This window comes from Idiomarina fontislapidosi (assembly GCF_003226255.1).
In the GTDB taxonomy this organism is placed as follows: Bacteria; Pseudomonadota; Gammaproteobacteria; order Enterobacterales; family Alteromonadaceae; genus Idiomarina; species Idiomarina fontislapidosi.
Map to the genome: position 1 here is coordinate 1 of NZ_QJST01000011.1, position 23,694 is coordinate 23,694.

Annotated in this window: 21 protein-coding genes and 1 other RNA gene; 14 read left to right on the top strand and 8 right to left on the bottom strand. The window is 46.6% G+C overall.

What is annotated here, in order from left to right; translation table 11 throughout:
* The 11 genes from DFP83_RS10685 to DFP83_RS10740 form a co-directional block, all read left to right on the top strand.
* A partial coding sequence (locus DFP83_RS10685) for an IS30 family transposase (RefSeq protein ID WP_110575568.1) occupies nucleotides 1-609 on the top strand: 609 nt, incomplete at its 5' end.
* 583 nt (nucleotides 610-1,192) lie between these two features.
* The gene (locus DFP83_RS13765) at nucleotides 1,193-1,561 is read left to right on the top strand and encodes a restriction endonuclease subunit S (RefSeq protein WP_157981550.1); all 369 of its coding nucleotides are present in this window, start codon (nucleotides 1,193-1,195) and stop codon (nucleotides 1,559-1,561) included.
* 1 nt (nucleotide 1,562) lies between these two features.
* A complete protein-coding gene (locus DFP83_RS10700) occupies nucleotides 1,563-3,110 on the top strand; it encodes a type I restriction-modification system subunit M (protein ID WP_110575574.1) in 1,548 nt (515 codons plus the stop codon).
* A gap of 2 nt (nucleotides 3,111-3,112) precedes the next feature.
* Nucleotides 3,113-3,973 carry a DNA damage-inducible protein D gene (gene dinD, locus DFP83_RS10705; protein ID WP_110575576.1) on the top strand — a complete coding sequence of 287 codons (861 nt, stop codon included), beginning with the start codon at nucleotides 3,113-3,115 and terminating at the stop codon, nucleotides 3,971-3,973.
* 77 nt (nucleotides 3,974-4,050) lie between these two features.
* Nucleotides 4,051-5,274, top strand: a complete 1,224-nt coding sequence (locus DFP83_RS10710; protein WP_110575579.1) for a restriction endonuclease subunit S — start codon at nucleotides 4,051-4,053, stop codon at nucleotides 5,272-5,274.
* 43 nt (nucleotides 5,275-5,317) lie between these two features.
* Nucleotides 5,318-6,049: a hypothetical protein gene (locus DFP83_RS10715; RefSeq protein ID WP_110575581.1), complete on the top strand. Its 732-nt coding sequence runs from the start codon at nucleotides 5,318-5,320 to the stop codon at nucleotides 6,047-6,049.
* A 42-nt stretch (nucleotides 6,050-6,091) separates the two neighbouring features.
* A complete protein-coding gene (locus DFP83_RS10720; protein ID WP_110575583.1) occupies nucleotides 6,092-7,108 on the top strand; it encodes a virulence RhuM family protein in 1,017 nt (338 codons plus the stop codon).
* 17 nt (nucleotides 7,109-7,125) lie between these two features.
* Complete coding sequence (locus tag DFP83_RS10725; RefSeq protein WP_110575585.1) at nucleotides 7,126-10,410, top strand: type I restriction endonuclease subunit R; 3,285 nt, start codon at nucleotides 7,126-7,128, stop codon at nucleotides 10,408-10,410.
* A gap of 3 nt (nucleotides 10,411-10,413) precedes the next feature.
* Entirely contained in the window at nucleotides 10,414-11,196 is a 783-nt protein-coding gene (locus DFP83_RS10730; protein ID WP_110575588.1) for a M48 family metallopeptidase, read from the top strand.
* Nucleotides 11,197-11,316: 120 nt separating this feature from the next.
* Nucleotides 11,317-12,075: a hypothetical protein gene (locus DFP83_RS10735; RefSeq protein ID WP_126753157.1), complete on the top strand. Its 759-nt coding sequence runs from the start codon at nucleotides 11,317-11,319 to the stop codon at nucleotides 12,073-12,075.
* A 6-nt stretch (nucleotides 12,076-12,081) separates the two neighbouring features.
* Nucleotides 12,082-13,083: an SEC-C metal-binding domain-containing protein gene (locus DFP83_RS10740; RefSeq protein ID WP_110575591.1), complete on the top strand. Its 1,002-nt coding sequence runs from the start codon at nucleotides 12,082-12,084 to the stop codon at nucleotides 13,081-13,083.
* Nucleotides 13,084-13,139: 56 nt separating this feature from the next.
* On the opposite strand, the gene bamE is transcribed toward DFP83_RS10740, so the two are convergent.
* Complete coding sequence (gene bamE, locus DFP83_RS10745) at nucleotides 13,140-13,508, bottom strand: outer membrane protein assembly factor BamE domain-containing protein (RefSeq protein WP_110575593.1); 369 nt, start codon at nucleotides 13,506-13,508, stop codon at nucleotides 13,140-13,142.
* Between the two features lie 161 nt (nucleotides 13,509-13,669).
* Between bamE and DFP83_RS10750 the strand changes: the two genes are divergently transcribed.
* A complete protein-coding gene (locus DFP83_RS10750; protein ID WP_110575595.1) occupies nucleotides 13,670-14,098 on the top strand; it encodes a hypothetical protein in 429 nt (142 codons plus the stop codon).
* Nucleotides 14,099-14,135: 37 nt separating this feature from the next.
* On the opposite strand, the gene DFP83_RS10755 is transcribed toward DFP83_RS10750, so the two are convergent.
* Nucleotides 14,136-14,495 carry a site-specific integrase gene (locus DFP83_RS10755; protein WP_241971635.1) on the bottom strand — a complete coding sequence of 120 codons (360 nt, stop codon included), beginning with the start codon at nucleotides 14,493-14,495 and terminating at the stop codon, nucleotides 14,136-14,138.
* Between the two features lie 388 nt (nucleotides 14,496-14,883).
* Here DFP83_RS10755 and DFP83_RS10760 point away from each other — a divergent pair, with 388 nt between their 5' ends.
* Entirely contained in the window at nucleotides 14,884-17,475 is a 2,592-nt protein-coding gene (locus DFP83_RS10760) for an Ig-like domain-containing protein (protein WP_110575597.1), read from the top strand.
* A gap of 110 nt (nucleotides 17,476-17,585) precedes the next feature.
* Here DFP83_RS10760 and DFP83_RS13545 read toward each other — a convergent pair whose 3' ends face one another.
* From DFP83_RS13545 to DFP83_RS10780, 5 genes are all read right to left on the bottom strand, one after another.
* Nucleotides 17,586-17,816 (bottom strand): hypothetical protein, encoded by a 231-nt coding sequence (locus DFP83_RS13545; RefSeq protein ID WP_181416406.1) that lies wholly within the window; start codon nucleotides 17,814-17,816, stop codon nucleotides 17,586-17,588.
* Nucleotides 17,817-17,823: 7 nt separating this feature from the next.
* Nucleotides 17,824-18,105: a hypothetical protein gene (locus DFP83_RS13550; protein ID WP_181416407.1), complete on the bottom strand. Its 282-nt coding sequence runs from the start codon at nucleotides 18,103-18,105 to the stop codon at nucleotides 17,824-17,826.
* A gap of 113 nt (nucleotides 18,106-18,218) precedes the next feature.
* Nucleotides 18,219-18,578: a transfer-messenger RNA gene (gene ssrA, locus DFP83_RS10770) on the bottom strand.
* Between the two features lie 104 nt (nucleotides 18,579-18,682).
* Entirely contained in the window at nucleotides 18,683-19,336 is a 654-nt protein-coding gene (gene elbB / locus DFP83_RS10775; RefSeq protein ID WP_110575599.1) for an isoprenoid biosynthesis glyoxalase ElbB, read from the bottom strand.
* A 9-nt stretch (nucleotides 19,337-19,345) separates the two neighbouring features.
* Entirely contained in the window at nucleotides 19,346-20,458 is a 1,113-nt protein-coding gene (locus tag DFP83_RS10780) for an NADH:flavin oxidoreductase (protein WP_110575602.1), read from the bottom strand.
* Between the two features lie 203 nt (nucleotides 20,459-20,661).
* On the opposite strand from DFP83_RS10780, the gene DFP83_RS10785 reads away from it, so the two are divergent.
* Complete coding sequence (locus DFP83_RS10785; protein WP_110575604.1) at nucleotides 20,662-22,482, top strand: choice-of-anchor I family protein; 1,821 nt, start codon at nucleotides 20,662-20,664, stop codon at nucleotides 22,480-22,482.
* Here DFP83_RS10785 and DFP83_RS10790 read toward each other — a convergent pair.
* Entirely contained in the window at nucleotides 22,479-23,612 is a 1,134-nt protein-coding gene (locus tag DFP83_RS10790; protein ID WP_110575606.1) for a peptidase C39 family protein, read from the bottom strand. The two genes, DFP83_RS10785 and DFP83_RS10790, sit on opposite strands and share 4 nt — an antisense overlap.
* Nucleotides 23,613-23,694: the final 82 nt, after the last annotated feature.

The following is a 23,694-nucleotide window of genomic DNA, read 5'->3' on the forward strand; positions in this document are numbered from 1 at the left end:
GGTGGTTTATTTACTCACCTTCGCCACCGGTTAAGACGCTATAGAAAACGCCTGCACAAGCAGCGTGGTCGCATTTTAGGCCGCCGCTCGATACACGATCGGCCTGCAATTATTGATGACCGAGAACGCTACGGCGACTGGGAAATTGATACTGTTATCGGCAAGCGCGGAACCGGAGCTATCGTTACGCTTTTAGAGCGTAAAAGCCGATTTTATCTCGTGAAAAAAGTCACAAGTAAACACGCTGATGCCGTTGCTGACGCGACTATAGAAATGCTGCAGCCCTTTAAAGCTCTGGTTCACAGCATTACGGCCGACAACGGTTTAGAATTCGCGGGTCATGAACGAATTGCAAAAGAGCTCGAGACCGACGTTTATTTTGCTGACCCGTATGCTTCTTATCAGCGCGGCGCGAACGAAAATGCGAACGGCTTATTGCGTCAATACGTGCCAAAAGGTACTGATTTGAGCACTGTAACCAACGAGCTGATGGCTAAATACCAGCAGCGCTTGAATTTACGTCCCAGGAAAACACTGGGCTTTATTCAGCCAGACATAATTTTTAAAGAGCAATTGCAACACGCTAAGAGCGAGTGTTGCAGTTATTAGTTGAATCTAGGTCATATAAGTTACGATTTACGTAATAAAGAAAAAAACTACGAGAACTTGACCAAAGAGTTGACTTCTATTGGTGCAAATTTACATATACTCGACTCAACTTGGCTCGTGGCTACTCCAAAGTCAGCCGCCGCAATTAAGAAGCAGTTATTACGGGTAATCGATCCAGACGATGGCCTAATTATTACATCGGCCTCGCGAGAGATTGAGCATCAAGCGCTTGATTACGATATCTCTTCTTGGGAGCATCAAATAAAATCTAAATATTAGAACAGCAAAGAGCCAGGGACGGCTCTCTTATCACGGACTTCAAAACTTTATGACTCAAACGACACAAACAGCCCTAATTAGCAGCATTGCCGACGTACGAACTGGGTATACGTTTAGAGAACGCATAAGTGAGAACAAACACGGTAATGCTCATGTTCTGCAACTCAAAGATGCTAGGCAGATATGGGAACAAACAAACTCGGCTACGATTAACGTCGACAAGCTACCCAGAATCTTTTGGGATGGAAAAAGTAAAGCGTTCGCCGAGCCTAACAGTATTTTGCTCCCATCTAAGGGGAGCTACTTGAGAGCATCAAAGCTTGTATCAAATCAGGACAGTTTGCCTACTGTAGTTAGTGGGCAATTTCTGACATTGAAAGTTAAAGACAGCGCTAAGCAGCATATTCACTCTGACTATTTATGTTGGGTATTGAATCAGCCTGAAACCCAAAGGCTTCTCGCTGAATCTAGTCAAGGCACCAAGATTATGATGCTCAGTGCTAAAGCAGTGAAAGATGTAACGATTAAAATTCCATCGCTGGAAACCCAGACAAAAGTAATGCATCTTAACGAGATGTGGGAAAAGGAACAAAAGCTGATTAATGAACTCCTGATTAACCGCCAAAAAATGGTTCAAGGGACAGTTCAGCAGTTACTCAAGGAGACGAATTAAAATGACTCACGAAAAAGCAATTAGCCAGGACAGCATCAATAAAGCACTCTGGAACGCTTGTGACACCTTTCGCGGTACAGTCAGTGCCGACACCTATAAAGACTTTATTCTGACCACCCTCTTCCTCAAATATATATCTGATGTATGGCAGGACCATTACGACCAATATGCAGAACAGTATGGTGATGAGCCTGAGCTCATCGAAGAAATGATGAAGAACGAGCGCTTTGTGTTGCCTCGCGACGCCAGCTTTTATGCGCTCTATGACCGTCGCTACGAGCCGGGTAATGGCGAACGTATTGACCAAGCATTGCATGCTATCGAGGAAGCCAACGGCACCAAGCTTAAAGATGCCGGTAAAAGTGTGTTCCAGGACATCAGCTTTAACACCGATAAACTAGGCGAAGAAAAGCAGAAAAACGACATCCTTCGTCATCTTTTGGAAGACTTTGCCAAACCAGAGCTGAATTTAAAACCAAGCCGCGTTGGCTCGCTGGATGTTATCGGTAACGCCTACGAATATCTGATTAAACACTTTGCCGCTAGCGGTGGCCAAAAAGCCGGTGAGTTTTATACCCCACCCGAAATATCCGACTTAATTGCCGAGCTACTCGACCCGCAACCCGGAGACAGCATTTGTGACCCGGCCTGTGGCTCTGGCTCTTTATTGATGAAGTGCGGCCGTAAAGTTGTCTCAAATCACGACAGTAAAGAGTATGCCCTGTTCGGTCAGGAAGCTATCGGCTCCACCTGGTCGTTAGCCAAAATGAACATGTTTCTGCATGGCGAGGACAACCACAAAATTGAATGGGGCGATACCATTCGCAATCCTAAGCTATTGGATAAAAACGGCGACCTCATGCTGTTTGATATCGTGACCGCCAACCCACCCTTCAGCTTGGATAAATGGGGCCATGACGACGCGGAGAATGACAAATTCAGTCGCTTCCGTCGTGGCGTACCACCAAAAACCAAAGGCGACTACGCGTTTATCCTCCACATGATAGAAACGCTGAAGCCCGGCAGTGGGCGTATGGGTGTGGTGGTTCCACATGGCGTATTGTTCCGCGGCTCCAAAGAAGGCAAAATTCGTCAGCAACTGATTGATGAGAACCTGCTAGACGCCGTTATCGGTCTACCGGAGAAGCTTTTCTACGGCACCGGCATCCCAGCCGCTATTTTGGTCTTTAAAAAATCCAAGTCGGACGAGAGTGTATTATTCATCGATGCCTCTCGTGAATTTAAATCAGGTAAAAACCAAAACCAGCTAAACGACGACAACATTAAGAAAATCGTAGATACATACCGCAGCCGTGAAACCATCGACAAATACTCGTACCTGGCAACACTCGAAGAAATTCAGGAAAACGACTACAACCTGAACATCCCCCGCTACGTCGATACTTTCGAAGAGGAAGAAGAAATCGATTTGATGGCAGTGCGAGCTGAACGCCAAAAGCTAAAAGCCGAACTAGATGAGCTCGAAAGCCAGATGGAGAAATATCTCGAAGAACTGGGATATCAAAGCACTTTAACCCAAGGACAGTAGCTATGGAACAGCAACAAGTACAATTACTGACAACCACATTTGAAGGTCACGCACAACAAACGGAAAATGGCGTCGAATATTGGCTAGCCAGGGATCTGCAACACCTGCTTGGCTATGGTAAATGGGATAATTTCCAAAGTGTTATTTCCAAGGCCAAAACTGCCTGTGAGGTGAGCGGTCACGGGATCTCTGATCATTTTGCCGACGTCGGGAAAATGATAGAGCTAGGTAAAGGTGGACAGCGCGAGATTGATGACGTGATGCTCACCCGCTACGCCTGTTACCTCATTGCCCAAAATGGTGACTCGAGAAAGCAAGAAATAGCCTTTGCACAGACATATTTTGCAATGCAAACTCGAAAAGCCGAACTCATTGAGCAACGCCTTTTAGAGGCGGAACGCGTGCAGGCACGACAAAAACTGTCAGCAACCGAAAAAGAGCTTTCAAACCTTATCTACGAACAAACTGGTGGGAACGAAAACTTTGCCTTAATTCGAAGTAAAGGCGATACCGCTTTATATGGGCGCAATACTAAATCGATGAAAGCGCAATGGCAGGTTCCAGATAGTCGCCCATTAGCCGATTTTGCACCCACCATTATTCTTAAAGCGAAAGACTTTGCCACAGAAATAACCATCCACAACGCTCGCACTAAAAACATGCAGCGCGAAACTGAAATATCGAGTGAGCATGTGACTAATAACTCAGCCGTACGTCAGACATTACTCGACCGAGGCATTCGGCCAGAACATCTGCCCGCCGCTGAAGATGTAAAGAAGGTAGAGCGCCGACTTGCGTCAGCGGAGAAAAAGTCGCTAAAAAATCCGGATAGACTGGATATCGAGGAAAACGATGATGAGTAAAGTCATTAAATTAGTGGTGTATTCTACAAATTCTAAGCCGTACTGTTGTTCTCTGAATTGCTATGGAGATTGCTGTTATGGTGCCTGAAGGGTGGAAAAAAGGTGTTGTCGAGGATATTGCCGAAGTAAGCTCTGGTGGCACGCCAAGCAGGAAAAATGACTCATATTGGCTTAATGGGCAAATTCCCTGGGTGACAACAGCTGAGGTCAAGTTTGGTGTTATTACCAGTACAGAACAAAAAATAACAGAAGACGGCCTTAAAAACTCATCAGCAAAGCTCTTCCCTAAAGATACCGTATTAATAGCTATGTATGGGCAAGGTAAAACTCGTGGTCAAGTTGCGAAATTGGGCATTGAAGCTTCCACAAATCAAGCGTGCGCTGCTCTACAGGTAAATGATGGATTTGAAGTTGATTACTATTATCAATATTTAGTTAGTCAATATGAAAATATAAGAGATTTAGCAAACAGTGGTGGGCAGCAGAACTTGAGCGCAGCGATTATTAAAGGCATTCATGTTCCTATTCCTCCACTAAAGGAACAAAAGAAAATAGCCCAAATCCTCTCAACTTGGGATAAGGCCATCACCACCACAGAGCAACTGCTCGCCAACAGCCAGCATCGGAAAAAAGCCCTCATGCAACAACTGCTCACCGGCAAAAAACGTCTGCTGGATGAAAATGGTGTGCGGTTTAGTGGGGAATGGAAGACTGCTCATTTAGGAGATATATGCACCGTAAATCCCAAGAAAGCAACGGAACCTGAAGGTAGCCAAGTTTCCTTTGTCGGTATGGATAGCGTTTCTGAAGAAGCAAGACTCATATATACAACAACCAAACATTATAATGAGGTCTCCAAAGGCTTCACCTCGTTCAAGAACGGCGATGTTTTGGTAGCTAAAATCACTCCCTGCTTCGAAAATGGTAAAGGTGCTTACGTTTACGGCTTAGTCAATGGAATAGGGTTTGGGAGCACTGAATTTCATGTTTTACGTGCCACTGAAAGGTCAAACTCCAAGTATTTGTACTATTTGACAAATACAGCAGAATTTCGCATCCGAGGAGAAGCTAATATGCAAGGTTCTGCAGGTCAAAAACGAGTTTCGACCGACTACCTGAAGACATTCAAAGTAAAAATCCCGCCCTCGGTGAAAGAGCAAGCTAAAGTGGCAGAGTTATTATGGCAAGTAGATAAAGAGCTTTCTATTTTGGAAATAAAACTAGAGAAACTGCAGCAAGAGAAAAAAGCACTCATGCAACAGCTTCTAACTGGAAAGCGTAGGGTCAAAATAGAGAGCTAGGTAGTTGAAGGTAACTTTCGATTCAAACGTTTGGGAAAACATAGTGACGGCAGATAAAGCCGATAAATCAGTCTATGCCAACCTTCTGAAAAAAATTACTGATGGTACAGTCGAGCCTTATATTTGCATGATTGCTCTAACACTAGAGACAGTTGGGAAAAAAGAGCGTCTAGAACATAGAGCAAACTATTCTCTCGATTTACAGTTTTCAGATATATCAACCAATACGTCAAAAGTTGAAATGAGAGTAGCTGTTGGTCCAGAAGAGTCATCTAGGCCAACCATGACAGAACCGTTATCCCGTAAATTTGAGCTAGCGTATAAACTCGGATTCAAGGTCCTAGCTATGACAAACTTTGGTACTCCAAGGGTGAGGGACGTGCCCGAATCTGCCATAGTGATACCTGACGATTATTGGGAATACGCTGAGAGGCTTTCAGAATGCTCCGATTTCATCGAGTCACTGGAATGTGGACGCTATAACTATAATTTATTAGTCAAAAAACTAGGACTTAGAATCCCCGTGTTTAAGCTTGAGAAGTTTATAAGTACTAAAGATAAGAAAGCATTTTCAAATGCTGTTGCCGAATGGGCTGACGGAGATTCTCTTGCTGCACATTATGCTTATAACAACGACTATTTTTGCACTAACGATCAGGGTAAGAGTGCTGGAACTAAATCTGTTTTTCACCGCGATAACATCGGGCTACTCTCAGATAAGTTTGCCATACGCGTTGTGACAGCTAATGAGCTGTCAAGTTTACTGGGTAACTAAGGTCAGCTCGTGAATCTAGATAAGCAACCAAGGAGCGGTTTAATGAGTGAAAACGATTTAATTCTGTATACCACTGAAGATGGAAAATCGCGTCTGATATTAAAAGAGATCGATGGTCAAGTGTGGCTCTCTCAGCTTGAAATGGCTGAGCTTTATCAAACGTCGAAGCAGAATATTAGTAAGCATATTAAAACCATATTGTCAGAAGGAGAGCTGGCTGAAGAGGCAGTTGTCAACTCTAAGTTGACAACTGCCAGCGATGGCAAAGAGTACCTGACACAGCTATACTCGCTACCCATGATCATTGCAGTTGGCTACCGGGTAAGATCCACTCGCGGTACGCAATTTCGCCAATGGGCAACCCAAACCTTAACTGAATACCTTGCAAAAGGTTTCGCGATGGACGATGAGCGCCTCAAAGATCCCAAATGGGATTACTTTGATGAGCTGCTTGAACGTATTCGCGATATACGCTCATCTGAAAAACGTTTTTACCAGCAGGTTCGCGACTTATTTACATTGGCTGAAGATTACCAAGCCAATACCAAAGACACCCAGTTATTATTCGCCGAGGTGCAGAATAAGCTGTTCTTCGCGGTAACCGGAAAAACGGCTGCAGAGCTTATCGTAGCAAGGGCTGACGCCAATCAACCTAACATGAACCTAACAAGCTTTTCTGGCAGCCGTGTACGCAAGGCCGACGTAGTGATTGCCAAGAACTACCTACACCAAAACGAACTCGAACAGCTGAATCGGTTAGTTACCATGTTTTTTGATTTTGCTGAATTCCGAGCCAAAAACAAAGAACACCTGCGATTGGATGACTGGCGAGCTTTCGTCAACAAGTTCTTAGACTTTAATGAACAACCGTTGTTAAGTGGTGCTGGCCAGCTCAGCCGAAGCGATATGGAGCGTATAGTCCACCAACGCTACGATGCGTTTGACAGCAGCCGTAAACAACAGGAAGCACTTGAAGCCGATCATCAAGAGATGGAAGAGTTGAAACAGCTTGAAGCTCGATTGAAAAAGCAGCACTCTGGTAGTGATAAGAAAAAATAATAAAGGAACCGTGTTAAATGGATGTACGCAGCGTCCCAAAATTTCAGGAAGAATACGCCGCTAAAATACCGGCCATGACGCTATTGGCCGGTTTGGGGTGGTCATTTTTGTCGCCACAGGAAGCGCTGGCGTTGCGTGGTGGTAAACAGGACCGTGTGGTGCTGCGAGAAGTCTTACGCGATGTACTGAGCAAGCGTACCTTTCATTATGCCGGTAAACGCTACCCGCTGTCCGAAAACTCCATTGATAACATCGTCTCACACCTTTGCAGCCCGGCCCTTAATGAAGGGCTACGCCACGCCAACGAAGCCATTTATAACCATTTAATGTACGGCATTCCGGTGACAGAGTTTGTCGACGGAAAAAAGGTCACGCCGACGGTCTCCATCATCGACTGGCAGAATCCAGACAACAACCAATTCCATTTCACCGAAGAATACACAGTAGCGCGTGCCGGTGGCTTTGACAGCCGCCGACCGGATCTGGTTTGTTTTGTTAATGGTCTGCCGCTGGTGGTCATTGAAGCCAAACGCCCGGACGGTAACGCGCAAAAAGGCCCAACGATAAACGAAGGCATTTCACAGAGCCTGCGTAACCAGCGCCCTGACGAAGTCCCTCACCTGTTTGCGTATTCGCAACTGTTGTTGTCGGTTAATGGCATTGATGGGCGTTATGGCACCGTAGAGACACCGGAAAAGTTCTGGGCCGCCTGGAAAGAAGAGGACATCAGCGATACTCAAATGTTGGCGCTAAAGAATAAGCCGCTGGACGATGCCACCCTTCAACATCTATTCGACCACCGTGATAAGCGCGACCTCAGTTGGTATCAAAACCTGATTGCCGGTGGTGAGCTCATGGTAACGGGCCAGGATAAACTGCTGATAAGCCTACTGTCGAAAGAGCGCCTGTTCGATATGGTGCGCTACTTCACTATTTTTGATAAAAAAATCGGCAAGATTGTAGGCCGCTACCAGCAAGTGTTTGGCATCAAACGTTTGCTTGAGCGTATTCAAAAACGCAACAGTAAAGGTGGTCGAGAAGGCGGCGTTATTTGGCATACTACCGGCTCGGGCAAGTCCTTCACCATGGTGTTTTTATCCAAAGCGCTGATTCTGCACGACGAGCTAAAACAATGCCGGGTGATTGTTGTGACCGACCGTGTTGATTTAGAAAACCAGCTCTCGAAGACCTTTACTTCCGGTGGCGAGTTGTCGAGTAAAAAAGACAAAGAAGCGGCAATGGCTACTTCCGGTAAGCGCCTAGCTCAGCAGATTGGTAAAGGTAATGAGCGCATTATCTTCACGCTCATTCAGAAGTTTAACTCCGCCACCAAACTGCCCGAGTGCCATAACGACAGCCCGAATATTATCGTGCTGATTGACGAAGGCCACCGCAGTCAGGGCGGCGAGAACAACATTCGCATGAACCAGGCACTGCCAAACGCCTCCTTTGTAGCCTTTACCGGTACACCGCTATTAAAGGACGATAAAACCACGAATAAATTCGGACCTATTGTTCACGCCTACACCATGCAGCGTGCGGTCGAAGATAAAACCGTCACCCCTCTGCTCTACGAAGAGCGTATACCCGACCTGGATGTGAACGAACGCGCTATCGACGCCTGGTTTGAGCGTATGACGGACGGCTTAAGTGACGAGCAAAAAGGTGATTTAAAGAAAAAGTTCAGCCGCCGGGGTCAGGTGTATGGCACCGACGAACGAATTAAGCTGATCGCGTACGATATTGCTCATCACTTTGACAAAAACATCGATGAAGGTTTAAAAGGCCAGCTTTGCTGCGATAGCAAAGCCTCGGCCATTAAGTACAAAAAATACCTGGATGAAGTCGGCCTGTTTGAATCAGCCGTAGTCATGAGTTCACCCGATACCCGTGAAGGCAATACCTCGGTTGACGAGAAAACCATGCCGGAAGTCACTAAGTGGTGGAAGGATCATGTCGGCTCATCAGATGAACAGAATTACACCAAAGAGCTGGTTGAGCGATTTGATAAAGATCCTAAGCTGAAGCTGTTGATTGTGGTTGATAAGCTCTTAACCGGCTTTGATGAGCCTAAAAACGCCGTACTCTATATCGACAAGCCACTAAAGGGACACAACCTCATTCAGGCGATTGCTCGGGTTAACCGCCTGCACCCCGACAAGAAATTTGGTCTGCTGATTGATTATCGCGGCATTCTGTCCGAACTGGATACCACCATAAAGGAATATCAGGATCTTGCTTCACGTACACAGGGCGGTTACGACATCGATGATATTGATGGCCTTTACCAGCAAATGAGTACCGAGTACAAACGCCTACCCCAGCTTTATAAAGAGCTCTGGGCGATATTTGACGGTGTTAAGAATAAATCAGACACCGAAGCGCTGCGTCATGCCCTGTTACCGCGCATGGAAGAAATGAACGGCGAGATGGTCGATAGAAATCAGAAACGCCGCGAAGACTTTTACGAAGCACTCACAGCCTTTGCCACTTGCCTTAAAGTTGCACTGCAGTCGGCTACCTTCTTTGAAGATAAGAGCTTTACCGATAAAGACCGTCGACAATACAAAGAGACAGTGAAACAACTGTCCAGTCTTCGTCAAACCGTGCAACAGGATTCCGGCGAGCGTGTCAGTTACGACGAGTACGCTCACGAGGTGAAAAAATTGCTGAATAAACACGTCGTTGGTGTCGAAGTACGTGATTCTGAGGGCGTGTACGAAGTAGGTAAAATGGGCCAGAAACAAACACCAGAAAACTGGAGCGAAGATAAAACCCGTAACGAAACCGATATCATTAAAACCCGCGTCACTAAAATGATTGAACAAGAGCTCGGTGACGATCCTTACGCTCAGGAAGCCTTTTCTAAACTATTGCGTGAAGCCATCGAAGAAGCGGAAAAGCTGTTTGATCACCCGCTGAAACAATACATGTTGTTCCGCGAGTTTGAGGAGCAGGTTAATGAGCGCCGCCTCGACGGTATCCCAGAACGCTTAAACGGCAATCATCATGCACAGGCCTACTACGGTGTGTTCAAGAAACACCTGCCCGAGGCGTTTACGGTGATGGATGAGCAGGCGCAGGATAAGTGGGTAAAGATTGCGTTCGATGTCGATAATATCGTCAGTCAGTCTGTTGCGGAAAATTCGATTAACCCGAATAACATTGAAGCTGATATTCGTAAAAAACTACTGCCGAAGATTTTCGCGGAATGCAAAGCCGTCGGCGGCGGTATCGAACAGGCGAAAAAGATTGTCGAAGCCATTGTACAGGTGGTTCGTGTTGGACAATTGGGCCATTAAGCCATGAGCGTTGCGATACGTTTTGCTGGGCAGGTTAGCGAAGAGCACAAACGGTATAGTAATAAGCTTGGCTTTTATTACTCTGACGAGTTGATTGAGTTTGAGCGCATTGCCGCCAACAGCCCTGACCGTAAAATCAAAATCAAAGTGTTGCCGGATTGTTCGGTGAAAGTCGCCGCACCGGTTGATAGCTCTGATGACGACGTATTGCGTGCGGCCAAAAAACGTGCGCGCTGGATTTACCAGCAACTGAGAGAGTTTCGTAAACAACTCACGCATATTACCCCACGCCGTTATGTCAGCGGTGAAAGCCATTACTACCTGGGCAAGCAATACGTACTCAAAGTGCTGATAAAACCCGACCAAGCAGCCGGTGTTAAGCTGTTGCGAGGCCAGCTTGAAGTCAACGTGCGTGAGTATACAACTGAGCGTGTAAAGGTAGCATTAGAAAGCTGGTATAAGGTGAAAGCCAAAGACGTCTTCCACAAGCGTTTAGACGCCGTTTTAGAGCAAGCACTGTGGGTTGATAAGCGCCCTCCTCTGCGAATACTCACCATGCAAACCCAATGGGGCAGCTGCTCACCGAACGGGCGAATCACCTTAAACCCTCTGCTGGTTAAAGCACCCCGCGAATGCATTGACTACGTCATACTGCACGAGCTTTGCCATATCGCTGAACACAACCACAGCGAACGGTTTTATCGGCTAATGGGACAGGTTATGCCGAATTGGGAGCGTGTTAAGGCTCGGCTGGACCAGATGGCTGGGCGGATTTTTAATGGGTAGGCTAAAGGTCAATTTATGATACGGGTGCTCGTCGATAATGCCGTTTGGGACTGGGCGAACATACTTGATCCCGTGACTATATCAGTTAGCTCTGAGTTAAAAGACCAACCCACGGAGACAATGTCAGGATACATGAGGAAGCAGCCACTGCTCGGTTCTGAAAAGTGGAAACAAGAAGAAATAGATTGGCTTCCAACGCTAGCAAAACTAAGTCAATCTGATGAAATCGCTTTATATACTTACAAGGAACTTCAATACGAAAGCTTGTTTAGGGGTGGTAGGCCCCGCGTTGGCAATATTTTTTCAGGTTGTTCTGTTTCATTTGTTGAACCAGCGATTGAAAGATCATGTTTTGTTGCCCAAGACTTATTGAAGCATGCTAAAGCAGAAGAAAAAATGAGTTTTTGTCAGAAATTGCTCGATTGGGCAGATACCCGACAAACTATCTTCGAGCAGTCGCGACACACATTTCCCATCCTCACCCAGCAATCCCTAAATGACTTAAAGAGGTTTAAAGAGATATGTGCGGGTCTCTCGCATGAACAGAGGCAAGACGCTTTTCATCTATGGACTGCGGAGGTAAACGGGATGCATTACTTTTTAACAGTCGATAAAAAATTCATGAATGCAATGACGAAATCCAAGCCTAAGCGATTTCAATTAAAATCCCAACCAGTCTTGCCTAGTGGGTTGGTTAGTGCGCTCGGAATAACTGAGCAAAACCCCTATCGATATTTGAGTAATGACTTTATAAGTTACGATGGTAAAGCTATTAGGGTTAGAGACATAAAAACTCCGAAACGAACGCATGCACTATTTAATCTGAGACACAACTTAATGCTTTGGTTAAAAGCTAAACTTACCTCAAATAAGAAGTAGCTCTATATGAAAATCGGTCGCAATGAGCCCTGCCCCTGCGGCAGCGGTAAAAAATATAAGCGTTGTTGCATGAGTGCTGTTGGTAAGCAGCATGCTGACTTTGTTGATAGCATCGAGCAGATGTTAGCAATGAATCCTGATCTTTCAATGGACGAGCTGAATGTTATCGCCGAGCACCAATCCAATAAAATTAATAACACGCCTCACAAAGACTTCTGTGGCCTGACGCCTGGGCAAATCAATAATTGGCTCTATGCGCCTTTTTCCGAGTTAGACGGCGTTAGGGTAAATACGCCCCCTGATTTAAGCACCAGTCCGTTCATGCGTTATTTAGAACTGATGTTGGAGACCGCATTAGCTAACGGTGGGCAGATTAAGGCGACCGCCAAAGGGAACCTCCCGGCGGCGCTAGTGAAAGAAGCCAGCGCATTTTTACCCGAGTTTGCTGTTGCTCCATTCGAGCGGGCCATCAGCATTAGTGAATTCGCAGGTGCCAATGAAGACAAGTTTAACGCACTGCATTACTGCCGTGTTCTTGCAGAAATAGCAGGTATTTTTAAGCTAAAAAGCAATAAATTTCACGTCTCAGCCTGGGCTAAACGGCAATACCAGCAAGCTGGCCTGGAATCGTTTTTCCCCATCATGCTAGAAACAGCCATTTACAAATACAATTGGGGTTATTTTGACCTTTGGGAAGACGAAATTCCGCTACAGCAATTTTGGCTATTCATGGTTTGGCGACTTCAGCATCATGAGTCTCACGAACGGTTGGTGGATGAGATGATTCAGGCATTCCCTGATTTGCTCAATGAACTCAACGAGGAAGAGTACATGTCGGATGGAGACAAGTTCGCAGTTTTGATTGAGTCACGCTTTATTCATCGCTTTCTGCAATTCTTTGGATTTGTCATGGTTGACCCTAGGCGGTTCCTTGATGGTAAAAGGGTCGCTCCCCAAGTCACCTGCCTGCGTTTATTTCATGAAACGTTTGAGTTTGCAGTTAGTTAAATTAAAGAAACCTAACAGGCGAGAATTACCCTTTCCTCGCCTGTTGCCTCTTAAACCTAATTTGAACTGAACCCGTTGCTCACATCTTGCGTGGTCTCGTTGAACTGATAATTCTTAAGAACGCCATCCTCAGTAAACCACATTTGCAGAGTTTGAATATCAGAAGTAGCGCCGCCAACAAAAGCTCCTACAATCGGGATGAAAGACTCGCCTTTCACCTGAGTTCTGCTGAAAACGTACATGAAATACGACTCACCTTCAGATGTTATTCCCGCCGATGTCGGCGAGCCTAATTCACTTCTGACCTGGTTCTTGGTCGTTATTCCTTTCTGCATTTGCTCAACCGCACTCAAATCTATGGGTGTTCCTGACGACGCACAACCACTAATCAGCAAAGCCATAAAAGCCCAAACTAACCATCTCATATTACTCTCCTTGTCATTAGATCCTGAAGGGTTCGAAATCGAGCTTGAATGAATAATGCATAAAAGTCTAGTAAGCAGCAAAGGCTTCAATGAACATTTGTTATTTATTAGCTTCCCCGATAATCTAATCACAAAACTGACATTCGAAACGGTATCTCAATATGACGCAGCTATCGCCATGCACCTTAGCGTTTCTTGAAAGTATTAGACGCTACGAGATTATGGGGCATGAATGCAGCATAGCTGAAGTTACTCGGTTAGCTTGGCTGTTTAATAAACAGCTGCTTCAAGCTGGAATGCAGCGCCCGTTTACAACCTTATTCAGCAACGACCAGAATGATGGGGCGTCTCCTGGTATCCGTTTATTTCTGGAGTCAGTGCTGGGTACTTACCTATCCGAAGTGCGGGCGATTTCTGGCGACCCAGAGCCAAGAGTATTCGGTATTAGCCAGAGACAAGGTGAACTCATAAATTGTCACTTCGAAACAATCAGCCCAGACCTCAAGACAGCTGTATATGACCTAAGCCGAGTTATTGATGGTTATGAGTCACCATATGGCCTAGCCGTCTTAACCGAAACAAAAAATTAATGAAATGGCACAGAGATTCTGCGCCACCCCTATTAACTTACAACTCTAACTCGACAAAGTCGCGATCAACATCTTCTTGGGTTATTCCTATGTAACGCAACGTCACAGCTTCCGAGCTATGACGCAGCATCTTCATTACCCTGGCAATGTCGTTGGTGTTCTTATAAAGGTGATAACCTCGGGTCTTTCGCATTGAATGAGTTCCCAGTTTAATGGTTGCGTGTTTCGACGTCTTCCCTTCAATCAGAGTCAGACGCTCGTCGTGTATGTTTTCAAACTTGATAGATAGTAAATCTGAGATCCTTAACGTTAGGTTCAAGCCGACATCCCAAACGTCGGCGATTTGCTGACCGTATGTTCGTTTGAGAAGGTAGCTAATCAGCCTTACGGTATCCAGATCTTTAACCGCTTGTACCTAGGCCATGATCAATTTCCTTTTTTGTTGTAAAACGTGATTTTGAGTACTTAAGAAGGTATAAAAGGGGAAAATAGCCCGTTTTTAGTAGGGTCGCTTGTTCCCGTTATTATATTTTGGGAACAAGCCTGCACAAATCGCCACCCCTTGCATCAATATTTCATCAGAACTATTTCAGCCAGATGATATATGTCTCAAAAGCCAAACCGACAGTAATGCATTACCAAGCGACAGCAATTGATGGCCCGAGCCTTCTATCAACTGAAATGTTTCCATCACTGCTACTCTAATGATACGATTGTCATATTAAATCGTTATTATTTTCGTAGCAATGGATTCGCAATTTGTTTAACTTTAAAAGGACTTTGTAATGTACAGACTAATATTTGCGGCCTTTACGGCTCTCTTTCTTTATGGGTGTGGCGGGTCGGATGACGGCCCCGACATCGACTCTATTCAACTAGACGTCAGTGAAACTTCAATAGCCGTTGGAGACACTGCCGAAATTCAGACCTCACTTTTATATACTGACAACTCAGGTGAAGTTTTACCGTCGGCTGATATAACTTGGTCTGCTTCCCCTGAAGGGTTAGTAGAAATAAACTCTTCGTCTGGAACATCAGTAAACGCCATCGCTTCCGGCTCAGTGTCAATAACTGCAACTTACGAAAATTATAGCGAGAGCGTAGATCTAGATATAAGACCAGCTGAACCACGAGAAGTCGTTCTTTCTGATAATTCTATTGAACTATCAAACGGTCGCGAATATCAAATTGAAACATCAATTTTGTACAGTGACGGTTCGACGACTTCCCCGGACAATATTTCTTACTCTTCCGCAAATGAATCGGTCGCAAGCGTCTCTGAAAGTGGAGTAGTTATTGCTGAAGCTGAGGGCGAAACCGATATTGAAGTCACGGCCAATTCACTAACTGCCATGTTAAGTATCACAGTGAACGCCGCTGAATTAGATAGCATTGTGTTAGCGGTTGAAGATAGCTCCATCGCTGAAGGTCAACAAACAGAAGTAACTGTCAGTGGCATTTACAGTGACGAGACAACTTCAGACTTGACAAGCCAAGCTGAATTATCGTCGGGTAACGAATCCGTCTTAGCTGTGACAGGTAATTCCGTTCAAGGTATTTCGACCGGTACAGCATCAGTAACTGGAGCTGTTAACGGTCTTGAAGATACTAAAGAAGTTGAAGTGACTCCTGCTGTAGTTACGTCCTTGGAAGTAACAAATGGTGACGTCGACATCCCGCTTGGGTTAACCGAAACATTAAATGTAGAAGCTTATTATTCTGATGGTTCAGTATCAGATGTTACTACACAAGCATCTTATATGATCGTAGATTCAGCCATAGCTACAGTGGATGAATCTGGTGTAATTGAGTCATTAACTCAAGGCTCCACAACAGTTGATGTTAGCTATAACGGTTTTTCAAACTCTGTCACCGTGGTCGTTTCTGATGCGATTTTGGAGTCCATCAGCACTTCTCCATCGGACAGTATTGAAGTTTATAAAGAAGCCCAAACGACAGCAACCGCAACGGGTCATTTCTCAGATGGTTCAACTTCGGACATCTCATCTAGCGTTACTTGGAGCTCAAACGACGAAACTGTATTATCTGTTAGCAATCACTCCTCGTCCCCTGGTCTTATAACAGCGTTGGAGCCTGGTACAGCAACTGTTACAGCAGCTCAAAACGGTCAGGAGAGTAGCTTTTCTGTCACGGTAAATGACGTTGTGTTGACAGATATCAGTATCACAACAACTCAGCCATCAGCCATGTCGTTACAACCAGGGGTTCTATCCAATAACATTGAACCCACAGCTGTTGATCCAACTGTAGATAATTTACCAGCTGGTTATGACTTGCAGCTCTTCGCATTAGGTACATTTGATAACGGTGACACTTCGGATATAACATCCGACGTTAACTGGCAAAGCACTGACTCCTCAGTAGTAGAGTTTAGTAATCCTACCAGTAGTCCTGGAGTTATGTCCGGTATTGCTCCCGGAGCAGCAGATATAAGCGCAACTTTATCTGGTGTAACAGCTTCTCAATCAATAACTGTTACGGATGCTATTTTACAATCTCTTAACATAAGTTTCAGCTCATCTGATTTCTTCGAAGAAGATATGCGGCAAGCAACTGTTAACGGAAGCTATTCCGACGGTTCCGAACAAGATTTGACTAGCCAGGTTAGCTGGCAAATAGCGGACAGTTCTGTTGCAACCGTCAGCAACTCGAATAGCGGCTTAGTAACTGCTGTCAATGCTGGGACAACCACGTTAACCGCATCATTTGATGGAGTGCAGGCTACCGCAAACATTACAGTTACTGCGAACGTCATTGAAGCCATTGATATAGAGGCGTCCGTTAGCTCTGTATACGTAGGTAGAAGCATTCAGTATGCAGCAACAGCGACTATGAGTAATGGCGATACAAGCGATATCACCAACGATGGTAATTGGGCAATTAAATCCGCAAATGTAGGTTCGATTACAAACTCTGGTTTATTTTCTGCGAACAACAGCGGCAACACTCAAGTAACTTTTGATGCATCAACGCTGGGCTTCTCTTCGGTAATTGAAAAGGATGTCGAAGTTAAGTCAATTCAGAGCATGGCGTCTTCAATCAGTAAGAGCATCAGTGCAGCTGTATCAATAATTAACGGTGTTATTCAACCAGGCTCTCAATTCAGTTATTCTGTAACTAACGGGACCGGGGTTAATTTAAATCTTGTCGAGTTTATAGTACAAGACCCTGACTCTACGGTTGAACAAACATCTGACTCTAGTAACTTAAACGGAGGCACACTGGCTAACGGTGAGTCTCACGGGCTCACTGTTACAATACAGAGCTCGGGGGTTACCACCCCATTGGATTTCCGATTTGTCTTTGAAGACCCCGTGACTGGAATTCAATTTAATGCGGACTACACCTACAAATAAACATAAACAAAGCTAGAGATAAGCTGAAATGAGCCCGCTCTTTTTAAGCGGGCTCATTTATTTGAGCAATCTAGCGATCCACATTAAAGTTTCTTACTCAATTTAAATTGTTACCAATTGGAGAATACTCTCTTGTAAGCCTCTTCCAAATCCCCCCACCACTGCATCAACTCACGACGACGTTCTAAATAATCCGCACGGTTATAAGCACTACGTACCTGGTTAGGGTCGCCACACGCCAGCGCTGACTCGATAAGATCGGGGTCTTTGCCCTCTTCATTCATAATGATGCTGGCTAAAGCCCGTAAACCATCGCTAACGAGTTTATCCTGGTAACCCATGCGGTTTTTAACGCCATATTCGCAGTTTGGCTGTTAATGGCGTTTGAGGCTTCCGCAGTGAGATAAATATGTGCTCATACTGCTCGCTGCTCTTCATGTCCTCCAGTACCTTCAATGCCTGTTCACACAGGGGGACGGTATGCTGGCGACGCTTTTTCATCCGTTCATCCGGAATCAGCCAATTAGCTTGGCCGTCATCAAGCCATTGTGCGTAACATTTAGCCCCTTCCTCGCGCCAAAGGCGCGAGCTACCCAAAGGCTCGAGAATCCAAAAACGCGGGAGGCCCAAAGGCGGGAGATTCCGAAAAGCCGGGAGATACCCGAAATCAGAATATGCCCAAAGCACAATTCCAACGAACGGGCATAAAAAAAGCCGCTCAAATGAGCGGCTTTTTATGGAATTGGTGGAGCTGGCGGGAGTTGAACCCGCGTCCGCAATACCTACATCCTCGGTCCTACATGCTTATTCAGTCTTTTTATTAACCAGCATGACGCCGACTGACAGGCTTCAACTACTGGCGAGTCCGATTAAGTTTAACGCTTCAGCTCCGGACAAAGCATCCACGCGAGTCTACCTTAGGTCGAGCCATCCTGATCCAGTCTCGTAGACAAAGCGCTGGGGGACGGGCTTAGCGGGTTATTAAGCCGCTAGAGCGTAGTTGTCGTCGTTTGCAACTATAACGTTGAGGCTTTTTACGAGGCCAGCCTCACCTCGGCATGCACCTTGGGTTTCGTGTATCCCGTCGAATCCAAATCAGCCCCAAAGCAAAGTACATTGTAACTGATTCGCGCGTATTGCGCTATCTCTTAGACAGCGCAAACGCCGAAATATTAAGCACTTAACAAATTTATTTTACAGTGCCGCGTTATGCGGCCATAAACAACACTTTTTCAACCAGCTTTTTGATGCCTTCATCGGCATCGAGCAGGCATTCTGCCAGCATGTAAGCTGGTGTTGTAACCACTCGGTGTGCATCGTCCACTACGATATCACGCACCTGACAGTCAACATGTTCGCCGCCCATCTGGTTGTATGCGTTGGCGGTATCGGCATCAGTGCCGATGGTGCCTTTCACGCCTTTACCGTAAACGTGCGGCAGCAATACCGGTGCAATGCACATGTAGCCTGCGGGTTTCTTAGCGTCTTTAAAGGCTTTACCCACCGCAAGTACTTCGGCGTTAACGGTTGAGTCGGCGCCTTTCTCGGCAAAGTTACATAGGTTCTTCGCAACGCCAAACCCACCTGGCAGAATCAATGCGTCAAAGTTCGCCGCGTCTAGCTCTGAAAGTGGCTTAATGTCACCGCGCGCAATGCGAGCCGACTCGGTCAATACGTTGCGTTGCTCGCCACTGGCTTCGCCTTTTAGGTGGTCGACAACATGCATTTGTTGCACATCGGGTGCGAATATTGAATATTTAGCGCCCTGCTTCTCTAAGTGCAACAATGTCAGTACGGCTTCGTTGACTTCGGCGCCATCAAAGACACCACAACCTGATAAGATAACCGCTACGTGTTTCATCATTTCTCCTTACTTGACGTGCTTATCGTGCTCGTCGCGCCATTTCCATTCGTTTTCGAGTGTTGCAATGGGTTGCAACATGGCAAAGTCGAGATCCTCAATGGTTTCCCCTTTCTTTAACCGATGCGGTAAGTCGGGGTTCGCCAGCGCCTTTTTACCAATAGCGAGCAAACCGTTTTCGTAATGCGCTGCAATATGTTCGTAATTGCTCTCATCAATACCACCATTGACGATAACCGGAATGTCGCTAAAGTCTTGCACCACTTCTGCAAGCGTACTGTTACTGCCGTCTTTGAACGGTTTACGGTCAACGCTGGTATCTGTGGTATGTATATAGTCGACACCGGCTTCTTTCAAGCCCTTCACGATACGGATCATACCGTCTTCGCCCTCTGGCCACTGGTAGTCGGGATCGGTCACAGTAATTTGACCCACACGAATGCCCACGATGAAGTCGTCATCGACGGCTGATTTTGCGGCTTTGACGACCATTTCGACAAACTTCAGCCGTTTTGCCATGCCACCGCCCCACTGATCTTCGCGCTGGTTAAAGTGGTCGCTTAAAAATTCGTTGAGTAGGTAGCCATTAGCCGCATGCAACTCGATACCGTCGAAACCGGCTTCTTTAGCACGGTTAACGGCGCCGATGATACCTTGCATAGCAGCATCAAATTCGGTTTCACCCATCGCTTTTGGCTCTTTCCAACCATCGCTCTCGCCATACAGATCGAGCGGTTCGCCTTTCGGCTTCACTGCGCTCGGTGCGATAGGTTCGTCAGTAAATTCGTTGTGCTGCATTTGTGCACCCGCGTGCATCAATTGAGCAATAAACACGCAGTCGTGTTTATGAACACGTTCGACAATCTCTTTCCATGCATCGGTTTGAGGTGCATCGGTCAGCCCGGGTTGGTTTTCGTAGCCCTGACTCGCTTGCTGGTCGGTGTAGATACCTTCGGTGATGACCACGCCCCAGCCGCCTTTGGCAAAGCGCTCATAATAATCACCCATCAGCTCGGTGGGCTTACCTTTTTTATCCGCACTGGTGCGGGTCATAGGTGCGACAACAAAACGATTTTCGAGTTTGTGTCCTTTCAGTTCAAAATCATCAAATGCAGAGCTCATTAGACCTTCCTTTTCCCAGTGTTTGTTTCTTATATAGTAAAGGGCTACGCATCTATAAAGTAAAACCGATCAGTTTGACCTTCAATTTAACCTTGTCTTAACTGTTCGCTGAACTGTCACCAAAGCGTCGCACAACTGACGTTAACGGGTCACACAACATGCCTAGCGTAAGGGTGCTTTTTAACCCTTGCTAGGAACATCGTATGAAGACAATTAAAACAAAATATACATTACTTGCCAGCTGTTTAATCATTGCGCTTTCAGGCTGCGCGCTTGAGGGTGACGACGGCGACGCCGGTGCGACGGGCGCTCAAGGTCCACAAGGTCCCGCAGGTGAGGATGGTCAAAACGCGGCTAACGGCATTTCACTGAGCTTAGTTGCGCGTACGGTCTTAAATCCAGAGGATCCTGAAGGTGCGGCTGAGATCGTGCAGTACGATACAGCGCGCCAGCAGTTTCTTGCGATTAACAGTGCCGCCGCTACGCCGACGGTTGAAATCATTGATGCCGCAGAGCTTCCGGCGACAGCGAGCGACACCCCACTTACGCTCGATAATCTCACCAGTACAGCATTAACGCTAGAAACCGACGTTAATGGTAAAACGTTACAAGGTGCCAACAGTATTGCGATTCATGGCGATTGGTTAGCCGTCGCGATGGAGGCGGATCATGGCGTGCGTGGCGAAATCTTGTTTTATGAGTTAGCGCAAGGTACGGCAACGTACAGCGGTTCGATCGAGGCGGGCTTTTTACCCGACATGGTCACCTTTACCCCAGATGGCACCCGCGTTCTCGTTGCTAATGAAGGTGAGCCTAATGGCGACTACTCAGTCGACCCGGAGGGTTCTATTACGGTCATTACACTTGCAGACTCAGGGCTCGAGGATGCCACTGTGGCGCAGTTAGATTTTCAGGCTTTTAATGGTCAACAGGCGGATCTAGCAGCGCTGGGTATGCACTTTCCTAACCCGTCGGGTCGCACCATTAATGGCAACCTTATCGAAACCACGGTCGCGCAAGATTTAGAGCCTGAATACATCACTGCGACTAACGACCGCGCCTATGTCACGTTACAAGAAAACAACGGCCTTGCGGTGGTTGATTTATCCGATAATTCAATTGAGATTGTCGGCTTGGGCTTTAAGGATTGGGGCTCGTACCAGATTGACACCATGGAAGATGGTACCGTGAGTTTTGGCCAATATGACAACCTAAAAGGTGTCTATATGCCTGATTCGATCGCTCATTATCAATGGAACAATGCTACGTTCCTGGTCACCGCTAACGAGGGTGATGCGCGTGAGTATTTCTTTGATGTGGCGGACGAAGCAGCCTGTACTGCAGCAGGTGGCGAGGACTATGACAGTGACGATGGCTGTTTAGCCTACACTGATGAAGCGCAGGCGCGTGATTTAGATTACGCAGCCGGCAGCGAGCTCGAAACCCTAGCCGGTGATGATCCTGAAGACGTTAACTTCACGGCTTTCCCTTTAGGTCGTCTTACCGTCACTAAAGCACTTGGCGATACCGATAATAACGGTGAATATGAAACCCTATATGCCTATGGTTCACGCTCATTCACCATTTGGGACCAGAATGGTTTACCGGTCTTTGACAGCGGTGACGATTTTGAACGGATCACGGCTTCAGTGCATGGCGATGCGTTTAACAATAACGACGACGAGAACGAAGGCGACTCGCGCTCTTCAAATAAAGGTCCCGAGCCAGAAGCGTTGACCGTGGGTCAAATTGGTTCTCGTACCTATGCGTTTATTGGCTTGGAGCGTATGGGCGGCATCATGGTTTATGATGTGACCAACCCGTACAACGCCCAGTTCGTTGATTATGTGATCAACCGTGACTTAACGGATGGCTTATCAGTGGATGACGGTATCGGTGATCTCGCGCCTGAAGGTATGGTGTTTGTGCCTGCCGCCGACAGCGCGACAGGCAAACCGCTGTTGGTGGTCGGTAACGAAGTCAGTGGCAGTGTGTCGATTTGGCAAATTAGTAGCGTCGACTAATCGACGCGTCCCACAATCACGGCGGCCTTTTGTTTACGGCCGCCGAATCCAAACGCCTTGTTAAAGGTCGCTATTGGAATCGGCAAATACTGACGTTCAGTCGGTGACTCCCAGGGTAAGGTGTCATAGTCCGGATCATTGATGTAGATAAAGTCATCGTCTGCGGCACAGATCAACACCCAATGCGGGGCTCGCACCCCATCAAAGTGGTAGGTTGAGATAAGCGCCAATATTAACTTACCTGCGCCCAAATCGGCTTTGAGCTCGGCTACACCATAGTCGCACACATCTATGGTGACTCCGTGGCGGTGCAAATAATCAATATCGGCTTGTTGTATCCGCTGCATCACCTCTTTCTTCTGCTCTTGCCGCACCGAATCAATAAACAGTGCATCATCGGTATTCACCGCAACGCGTACTGACAACCCGCGCTTAAATGCCGCTCGCGCAAGTCCGTGCGGTCCGCAGCCACCATGACCCGATGTCATATAAATAGTTGTCGCCTCGCGCCAAATTTCGAGCTCTTCTTGTGAGGCATCCGCAGTCGGACGTCCAAAGTAATCCAGCGCCATCAGTAAGCTTGCTGGTCCACAGGTGAACTCGGTCGACTGTGTCATCATGGGGACGTAACGCTCGGTTGCGCCGACGCTATTGTCCTCACCCAGCTCATAGCGCGGTAATAGTTTTTGCAGTATTAGCGCATCCTGCGATTGACTGGTACTGGGTGGAAAGTACGCTTCGCGTAATTCGACGGCACGAAAACCTGCATTAATAAACAGCTGTTGCGCAATTTGGTTTGACGTTGCAACTTCGGTACGCAAGAACAAACTGTGCCTTAAATCAGCTCTATCTTCGGCGTGCTGCAGTAATTGCTTACCCAAACCCTTGCCACGAAACTGTGGACTGAGCACTAAGGCATACAGCCGCGCCAGATTGGTGTTGTTACGGAACAACACCACGTAATAGCCCACCACGCGTTTATCGTTGAGCATGACAAAAAAGTCCGCCGTGTTCGACTCGATAAACCGGCGAAAACTACGCTTGCTGATGGCATCGTCTGGAAAAGTTGCCTTTTCTAATTGCACAACACTATCAAGATGGGTGACATTTGCAGGGACAAGGTTCATCATACTTGTCTATGGGTATCCTTAACCGGTGTGGGCATCAGCCCAAAAGAATGCAACAGCGCATCGGCTCTTGACTATTATCGTA